The sequence below is a fragment of the Synechococcus sp. R6-10 genome, from assembly GCF_047461815.1.
Taxonomy (GTDB): Bacteria; Cyanobacteriota; Cyanobacteriia; order Thermostichales; family Thermostichaceae; genus Thermostichus.
On record NZ_JANSHW010000015.1, the window covers coordinates 1 to 8334 of the forward strand.

Sequence of the window (8334 nt, forward strand, 5' to 3'; positions counted from 1 at the left end):
CAAACAGAATGCTATCGCTGCATAGTTGAACAGTGATGTTCAGCAGTGTTCAGCGTAAATGTATCAGCTACAGATCCCCACCAGTGTCAGCAGCAACAGTCAGCAGCCCTATCCAGATCCCGATCGGATCCCTCGGCGACCCCCCGAGCAGTTGCGAGATCGGCTGATCGTCTCCGGCCTGCGCTACTACGGTTATACCGGCCTTGATGAGGCGGAACGGGCTTTGGGGCAATGGTTTGAGGTGGATTTCGAGCTGTGGGCGGATCTGCGCCCGGCTGCTCTCAGCGGCCAACTGTGTGATAGCCTCGACTACCGTTCTGCAGTGGCCGGGATTGCGGAACTGGTGAAAAGCAATCAGTTTGTGCTGATCGAGAGCTTGGCGGAGGCGATTGCCGAAATGGTGCTGCGGGAGACGGGGGCCAGCAAAGCTAAGATCCGATTGACCAAGTGTCATCCCCCGATCCCGGAGCTGACGGGGCGGGTTACTGTGGAGATTGTTCGTCCCTAGAACTTCTCTTAACCCTTTCCTACCGACCCTGTGCTTGCTCTAGAACTTGCTTCTCGTACCTCTGAGGACTGGATCGAACAGGCTACCCGGCACATCGATCTGGTCTTGCTAGACCACGCCAATTGTGAGAAAAAAGCAGCGGGCAACGCCCTCAGTCTGCTCTTTCGCTACCCGGCTAATGGGCGTTTGGTGGAAACCCTCCCGCCGCTGGCGCGGGAGGAGCTGCAGCATTTTGAGCGGGTGCATCGCCACCTGCAACGGCTGGGGATCCCCATCAAGCCCTTGTCGGCTGCGCCCTATGCGGGTCGCCTGAACCAACACCTGCGTCGCTCTGAGCCAGAGCATCTGCTCGACACCTTGCTGGTGGCAGCCATTATCGAGGCCCGCAGCCACGAACGCTTGGGCCTGTTGGGGATCCACGCGCCCGACCCAGAGCTGCGGCAGTTTTATCTCTGGCTGGCGGCTGCGGAGGAGCGCCATTGGCAGCTTTACTTGGATTTGGCGTTGGAGCAGTTTCCCGCCGATCAGGTGCAGGAGCGGCTCGATACTCTACTCCAGGTGGAGGCCGAGATCTTGTCTTCCCTTCACCCCGAGCCCCGTGTTCACAGCTAGCCCCACTCCGTTTCCCCCCGCGGTGCAGCTCCCATGTTTCAAGCGACGCGGCAGTGGTTGGCCTTCTGGTATACAACGGTTACGGCAGTGTTGCTGCTGTTGTTTGCCGGCAGCTTCTATTGGTACGTGCAGTCAACCCTGATCGAGCGGGTGGACGATACCCTTGGCCATGTGGTGGAAATTGTCGAGCGGTCTTTGGTGGTGGATGAGAGCCTCTTGGATCCGCAGCAAGCCCGCCGCAGCTTGGAGGCCAGCTTTCGGGATGATCCCAGCACCCTAGAGGACGATCACATCGACTTGGAGTGGTTCGGCCCTCAAGGAACGCTCATCTGGTCCACGGTGCCCGGCGGGATCCCTGCCCCCCTGTTGACCGAGGGATCCCTGCACACTGCCCGCATCGCTCCTGGGTATTGGCTGCGTCAGTTCACCGAGCCGATCGTGGCCCATGGGAAGCTGCTGGGCTATCTGCGGGTCAGCCATCCTTGGTTTGAGGTGAGCAAGCCAACGCGACAGTTGATCCGGGATCTTTCCCTCTGGGTGGTGGCCGGTTTGACGGGTGTGGGGGCCATTGGCTGGATGCTCTCCGGCCTGGCCATGCAGCCCATCCGGCAGTCTTATCAGCAGCTCAAGCAATTTACCGCCGATGCCTCCCACGAGCTGCGCAGCCCCTTGGCCAGCATTCAAACCGCGGTACAGGTGGCTTTGGCGGATTCCCAATTGGATGCCGACACCCGGCAGCGCTGGCAGATGGTGGAGCGGCTGTGTTTGCGGCTGGGTCGTCTGGTGGATGACCTGCTGTTTCTGGCCCGCCACGACAGCGGTATGGTGCCTTTCCAACCCCGTTGCTGTGCGCTGGATGCTCTGCTGCTGCAGGTGGTGGAAGAGCTGCAGGGCTTGGCCAACCAAAAGCAGATCCGCTTGCAGCTGGATATTGCTGCCCCTGAGAGCGGGACGGAACCTTCTCCCGCCCAGGTGGATCCCTTTGGCTTTTGGGGAGATGAAGATCAATTGGCCCGCCTGTTTACCAACTTGATCGAAAATGCCCTTCTCCACACTCCCCCCCAAGGGGAGGTGCAGGTGAGGCTGGAGCAGCGGCTGCGCTCTGGATCCCCAGAGCTGGTGGTACGGGTACAAGATACCGGGCCAGGGATCCCGCCTCAGGCTCTGCCCCATGTGTTCGATCGCTTTTATCGAGCAGATCCGGCTCGCAGCGGGGATCCCGGTCGCCTCTCGGGGTCAGGTTTGGGGCTGGCGATCGTCAAAAGCATTGCCCAACAGCATCAAGGTCAGGTGCAGGTGGAGAGTAAGCTGGGCCAGGGATCCAGCTTTGAAGTTATTTTGCCCCAGCGGCAGTTGGAAATCTGTACCCCAGAGAGAGTCTAAAAGTGCTCTGGAAAACAGACAGCCCTCGGTCAATATGCTAGCTTTAAGCCAAGATTGACTGAGTCTTTATTCAGAACTGTATTAAGAACCGTATTGGCCCAGTTGAACTGCATTTTTGGGTACTAGAGATCTTTCCTTTCCAGATTTAAGAACTTCTCTTTTTCCCCGATAAAACAGCAGAGATGGGATCAGCTCCCAGGCTCTTGCCCTTCTCAGCCGGCTGCTGAGCTGTTGATTGGGTGATGAGTGAGTGCAGTCCGCCCGCGCAGCCCCACAATTTCCCATTGAATCCTGTGCCAGGAAAACGTTATGTATCGCTTCCAGGTTCGTGCCATTACCCAGCCGGGCGAGAGAATTGCCTTGGTGGGATCCAGCACAAAATTGGGCTCCTGGGATCCCTGCCATTGCATTTGGCTGCAGACGGATCCGACTCGCTATCCGCTGTGGTGGGTAGAGTTGCCGTTGAGCCCGGCAGATGGCGCGCCCGGCCCGCTGTTACCCTACAGTGGATGTTTAAAAGAAACTCCTCGAGTGGAGTACCGATATCTGCGCGTGCAAGCCGGTGGCGAAGTGATTTGGGAATCCACCGCTGTCAATCGCTGGGTGCCCCTTGAACCAGAACCTTTACCGGCAGTTTTGATTGTCGAGGATGGGGAGTTTGGCCAGATCCCTGCCTATCCTTACGGCTATTTTGCCGATCCCATTCCCGAGGTCGAACCGGAAAATCCGCAAGGGCTAAAAGTCGTCATTTTGGGCAGCTCCGTTGCCCTGGGGTGCAGCGCTTGGCTGTTGCGAGGTTGGGCTTGGCTGTTGCAGAAAGCTCTACAAGAGCGCTATGGCCATCAAGTGCGAAATCTCTCCCAATTGGGGGCCAATGTCAGCCGAACTCTGTTGCGGTTTGAGCAGGCGGTGATCCCTGAACGTCCTGATGTCGTTATTGTTGCCCTGTCCTTGGGAAATGAAGGCTTGGTATCGGCCTTGCCCCAGCATCGCCGCGCCCTGCAGAGGCGGTTTGAAAACGGCCTGCAGCGGCTAATTCAGCGAATTCAAGACATTGGAGCCTTGCCAGTTCTGGGAGGGGTTTATCCCCATGCAAACTACGGCCCAGAACAGCATCTTCTTTTGCAAGAAACTCAGCAAAGAATGCTCAGCTGGGGATGCCCTGTGTTCAATTGGCTGCCTCATTTGGAAGATGGACAGGGCCGCTGGAAACCAGACCTTGCTTTTGACCCAGCTCACCCCAATTCCAAGGGTCATCAGGTCATGTTTGAGGCCATCGATCTCTCTCTTCTGGATCCCAGCCAAGTTAGCTCGGCTCGTGGCAAGCTCCCTCAACCCATTGGGGAGCAGGTCATTTTTGAAGAGGAGCATGGTTTTTGGGTGACTGCAGAAACAGGCAAAAACCAATTTCGCATCGTGAATATAACTCCCTACCCTTACACCATCACGCCCACTTGGCAACCTTTGCAAGCCGCTTTCCAAAAAGCAGGTCTACAGCCGGGTCTGTATATTGGCAAAAGCGATGAAAGGCTAGGGGATGCTACCTTATATTCCCTTTCCGTACAAGAAGATGGTTCGGTGCAAACCATCCTCTCCGTTCCTGCAGATGCCGATCTGGTCTTCTCCCCAATAGCTCAGTTCTTTTCCTCGGAATCAGTAGAAACAATCTTCGAGGATGGATCGTTGATCCTTCTCAAGCTCAGTGGATCCTCAGAAGGCTCTTCTGATCCCATACCTCGCCTGTGCGTGATCAACCAGAGCAGTCACGAGTACAACATCCACCCCATGTGGAAGGAAGTGCGGGCCGCTCTCAAAGCCATGCCAGCGGGTGTTTATGAAGATCCGAGCCACCGCGAAGCTCTCTTCCGAACCCTGATGATCGGGGAAGGCGGCCTCGAAAGCCGGGTAAAGGCTGCTCCCGAATCGGTCATGCTGCTGGAATACACCTGCAAATTATCGGATATTCATCGTGTTGCCATTGTGCCGTTAGGGGATCGCTGCGCGGTGCGAATGCTGCTCTACAAGTTGGAATATGACGGGCCTGCCTTTCCTTTTGATTTGACACGCACCAGCAATTTGGCTGATGTGGCCGATATGATCCACAACGAGTTTCAGGGCATGTGGGATCCGCAATATTTACACTACAGCCCTGAAGATCGGCGAATTTACCACAGCAAGTGGACGGGCCTCTCTTTTGGCCATGAGGTGGAAGAGGGGGAGGATCCACTTCAGAATATGCACCCCATCTATGAGCGAATGCGAACTCGCTACACTGCTCGCGCCAAGCGTTTTATGTATGTTTTGGAAAAAGCCGATAAAGTCTTGTTTGTGCGCACAGGGGGTTGCCGGCGAGAGGCCGTTGTTGACTTAATGGATAAGCTGGCGGCTAAGCGCAGGGGCAAGCCTTTTCTGCTGCTGATTGTTTCTCCTCAGTCTTCTGATGAGTTTGCCGGGATCCCCAATGTTATCCATTATGAGATGGAGTTAAATCCCGACCGCATGTGTGCAGATCCTGAGCATTGGAAGTACTGCACAGGGGTAATGAGAGATATTCTCCATTCTTTGGGGGTCTCTACCCGAAATCTTTTCTGGTGCCCTCCACAACTGTAGCCGTTCCAAGGTTTCACTGCAATTCGAAAGAATGATCGCTGCTGCCCAAACGCTCCGCGCCGCTTCCGCGACCACCCCCAACTCTTCTCCCAAAGGGACTCTGAGGTGTTCAACTCCAGAAAGCTGATGATCGGACTCGAACCGACGACCTGCTCATTACGAGTGAGCTGCTCTACCAACTGAGCTACATCAGCAGGGCTTTGAAGTGAGGATTGGATAGGAGAATCCGCAGACCCACCGGTGGGCCTATCGATTCTAACTCATCCTTGCCTTGCTCGGGATCCCCAGCGCCATAGCCCCAAAGATAGCCCCAACGTCAGCCACGCCAGCCAATCCCCCGCGCGATTGTAGAAAGTTGTCTCAGAGCGCCGCCTCACCTCTCCCGTGATCACCCCCCGCTGAAAGATGGGGCCAACCTGCTGGAGCCGACCTGAGGGATCCACCACCAGATTGCCGCCTGTGTTATTGACAAACACCACGCCCCGCCGATTTTCCACAGCCCGGAAAACCGAGAGCTGGCCATGCAACATCGGCCAGTGGCTATTACCAAACCAGCTATCATCCGAAATCACGATCAAAGACTCGGCGCCGCGACGGGTTAAAGTTCGGCTGGGCGCAGGCAAGACGCTCTCCAAGCAGATCATCACCCCCAAAGGCCCGAAAAGCTCCCCTCCGTCCAGAGGCCGATAGCCATCGGGTGAAGGTACGTAGCGCCCCGACTCGAAATAGGGAAAGATCCACTGCTTGCCAAACCAATCCAGTAAGTTGCCCCGGGCGTCAAGCAATAGGGCCGTGTTAAAAAATCGCTGCTCTGGCTCCGGCAAATGGGCTGTGCGGGGATCCGGCTCTGTTGCCCCCGTAATCAAAGCGCCTTCCGGCGGCAGAATCGCTTGCATTGGCTCGATCACGTAGGGTTCCAGGCCAGTATTCAGCAGCCGTGCCCGCAGCGCCCCCTCCGGCCAAATCACCAACTGTGCCCCAGCAGCCACCCCCTGGGCAGAAAGCTGATGCAGCTCCCGGTAGCGCTCCAGGCGGTAGTTCCAACTGCGATCGGCTTCCAGCCAAGCCACCTGCTGCACTGCCCCCACCCGAAAGCCGGGATCCCTGTTTTCAACGGCCAAGGCATCGAAGTAGGCCAGGCGTGCGCTTCCATAGGCCAAGACCAGCCCCGTCAACCCCAGGCCGCAGGCGAGCGTACCCCAGAAATCCCTGTTCCTGAGCATCTCACCCAAAACGTTTCTCAGGGATCCCCCAGCCGCCTGCCACCGGCTAGAAATCTGCCTGGCCATCTGCCAAAGAACCCCATTGACGAACACGGCATAGAAGGTAACCCCCCAGATCCCCGTAACATCGGCTACTTGGATCCCGAGGGGCCAGTCGAACAACAGGGATCCCCAGTGGAAAGGGATGGGCCACCAGAGCAAGCCCAACAGCCCATCCAAGCCCGTCCAGACCGTGGCCAAGCCCAGCGGACGTGCCCAAACCGGCAGGGGACGACTCAGTTGCAAACTCAGGAGCGTAGCAGTGGTGAAAAAGAGGGGGATCAGGGGAGCCACCACCACGCCCCCCAGGATCTCCCAGGCGCTCAACACCTTAACCGAGAAGGGATCCACCCAGAAGGCATACAGGCAAACCCAAAACCAGAGGCCATAGGCCAAACGCCACCGCGCCCACCCTTGCCGTTGCTCGCACAGGCCAAACAGCAGGGCTAAGCCCAGCAGCGCCCCCGGAAACCAGTGCCACCAGCGGTTGGGGGACCCCAGACAGAGCAGCAGGATGGCTAGACCCATCAGCCAGCGGGATCCCTCGCCTGGATTTCTCTTTTGGGGCAGATCCTGCTGTTGAGTTGAAGATTTCAGTTCCAGCTTCATCACCTCAATAAAATTCAGCCTCCTCGGGAAACCCCACGGGGATTGAACACGCCCCTGCCGACGGATCCTCTCCAGAGTAGCGCTCTCGCAGCAGCCGGGAATATCTCCTGGAGCACAGAACTCCTACTGCTTGAATCTAAAGCTGTGTTAACATTTTGCATAACTTCAGGGGGCTGGCGCCTTCCGGCTTGGGTTAGGGATCCCGTCAGCGGTGCGCGGCACTATGGGCAAGGTTTTGGTTTTGAATGCCTCCTACGAGCCGCTCAACATCACCAGTTGGCGCAGGGCGGTCGTTCTATTGCTTAAGGGCAAGGCCGAGCAAATCGAGCACAATGGCCGAGTGGTGTACGGCAACATTCCCTTGCCCACTGTCATTCGTCTGCGCCACTATGTCCACGTTCCCCACAAGGAGATCCCGCTCACGCGCCGCAACGTCCTCTACCGGGATGGGCATCGTTGTCAGTACTGCGGCTGCTTCGGCGAAGATCTCACCCTGGATCACGTGATCCCTCGGTCTCGTGGCGGCGGGGATACTTGGGAAAATGTGGTCAGTGCCTGTGTGCGTTGCAACGTGAAAAAAGGGAACCGCACCCCCCGCGAAGCCGGTATGCCCCTGCTGCGCCAACCCCGCCGTCCCCACAGCACTCTTTACTTTGAAATCTCCAAAGCCGTCGGCAGTGGTTCCCATCGAGAATGGTCTAAGTACACCATCGGCCTAGAAGGGGATCCCCAGGAGGAATTGTTGGACAGCCCAAGCTAGACGGGCCGCCTAGGGATGGACTTCCGATACAGGGGCAGCTTTGGAAATGGGGGGAGAAGTGGTGGCCGGGATCCCGGTCTCGATCCACCGGTGAATCAGGGCATTGACCTCTTCGGGGCGCTCATCGTGGGGGCAGTGGCCAGCCTCCAGGAAGTATTCCACTGCTTGAGGATAGTGGGCCCGGTACAGCTTAGAGCGTTCCCGAGCCCGCATCCAGGGATCCCGTTCTCCCCAGATCAACAACAGCGGGCGCACCAAGCTGCACAGCAGCTCATCTACATAGCGTCCCTTCTGCCCACCTCGCATCAAGGCCACAAACACATCGGCAGCCCCCGGATCCTGGGTGGGGCGATGGATGGCCTCGACCAGCTGATCGGTCACGGCTGCCGGGTCGTAGTAAACCTGCTTCAGCTTGGCTCGGATCACGTGCGGCTGCCGCAAATACTGAAACAGCAGGTAAGACACCAGGCGCTGGCGCAGGCCCCAGCCCACCAATCCGCCTATCCATTGCCGCCATCCGGTCGGGGATCCCTTGAGGGTGGAAAACCCACCTGCCCCATTCAAAAGCACCACGCCCCGCACCCACTCCG

General features: G+C 57.6%; 7 protein-coding genes and 1 tRNA gene. 5 read left to right on the forward strand and 3 right to left on the reverse strand.

Annotation, left to right across the window (positions count from 1 at the left end; all coding sequences use genetic code 11):
* Positions 1–58 precede the first annotated feature (58 nt).
* The 4 genes from folB (at position 59) to NW837_RS00490 (ending at position 5113) form a co-directional block, all read left to right on the forward strand.
* The gene (gene folB / locus NW837_RS00475) at positions 59–508 is read left to right on the forward strand and encodes a dihydroneopterin aldolase (protein ID WP_414328753.1); all 450 of its coding nucleotides are present in this window, start codon (positions 59–61) and stop codon (positions 506–508) included.
* 30 nt (positions 509–538) lie between these two features.
* On the forward strand, positions 539–1120 hold the full coding sequence (locus NW837_RS00480; protein ID WP_414328754.1) for a tRNA-(ms[2]io[6]A)-hydroxylase: 582 nt from the start codon (positions 539–541) through the stop codon (positions 1118–1120).
* Between the two features lie 33 nt (positions 1121–1153).
* On the forward strand, positions 1154–2503 hold the full coding sequence (locus tag NW837_RS00485) for a sensor histidine kinase (protein WP_414328756.1): 1350 nt from the start codon (positions 1154–1156) through the stop codon (positions 2501–2503).
* Positions 2504–2812: 309 nt separating this feature from the next.
* The gene (locus NW837_RS00490) at positions 2813–5113 is read left to right on the forward strand and encodes a DUF1796 family putative cysteine peptidase (protein WP_414328758.1); all 2301 of its coding nucleotides are present in this window, start codon (positions 2813–2815) and stop codon (positions 5111–5113) included.
* A 121-nt stretch (positions 5114–5234) separates the two neighbouring features.
* On the opposite strand, the gene NW837_RS00495 is transcribed toward NW837_RS00490, so the two are convergent.
* Both NW837_RS00495 and NW837_RS00500 read right to left on the reverse strand, forming a co-directional pair.
* Positions 5235–5307: transfer RNA gene (locus tag NW837_RS00495), tRNA-Thr, on the reverse strand.
* 66 nt (positions 5308–5373) lie between these two features.
* Complete coding sequence (locus NW837_RS00500; protein ID WP_414328760.1) at positions 5374–6984, reverse strand: nitrilase-related carbon-nitrogen hydrolase; 1611 nt, start codon at positions 6982–6984, stop codon at positions 5374–5376.
* 223 nt (positions 6985–7207) lie between these two features.
* On the opposite strand from NW837_RS00500, the gene NW837_RS00505 reads away from it, so the two are divergent.
* Entirely contained in the window at positions 7208–7744 is a 537-nt protein-coding gene (locus NW837_RS00505; RefSeq protein WP_011433030.1) for an HNH endonuclease, read from the forward strand.
* Positions 7745–7753: 9 nt separating this feature from the next.
* On the opposite strand, the gene NW837_RS00510 is transcribed toward NW837_RS00505, so the two are convergent.
* The coding region (locus NW837_RS00510; protein WP_414328761.1) for an alpha/beta fold hydrolase at positions 7754–8334 on the reverse strand (581 nt) is incomplete at its 5' end.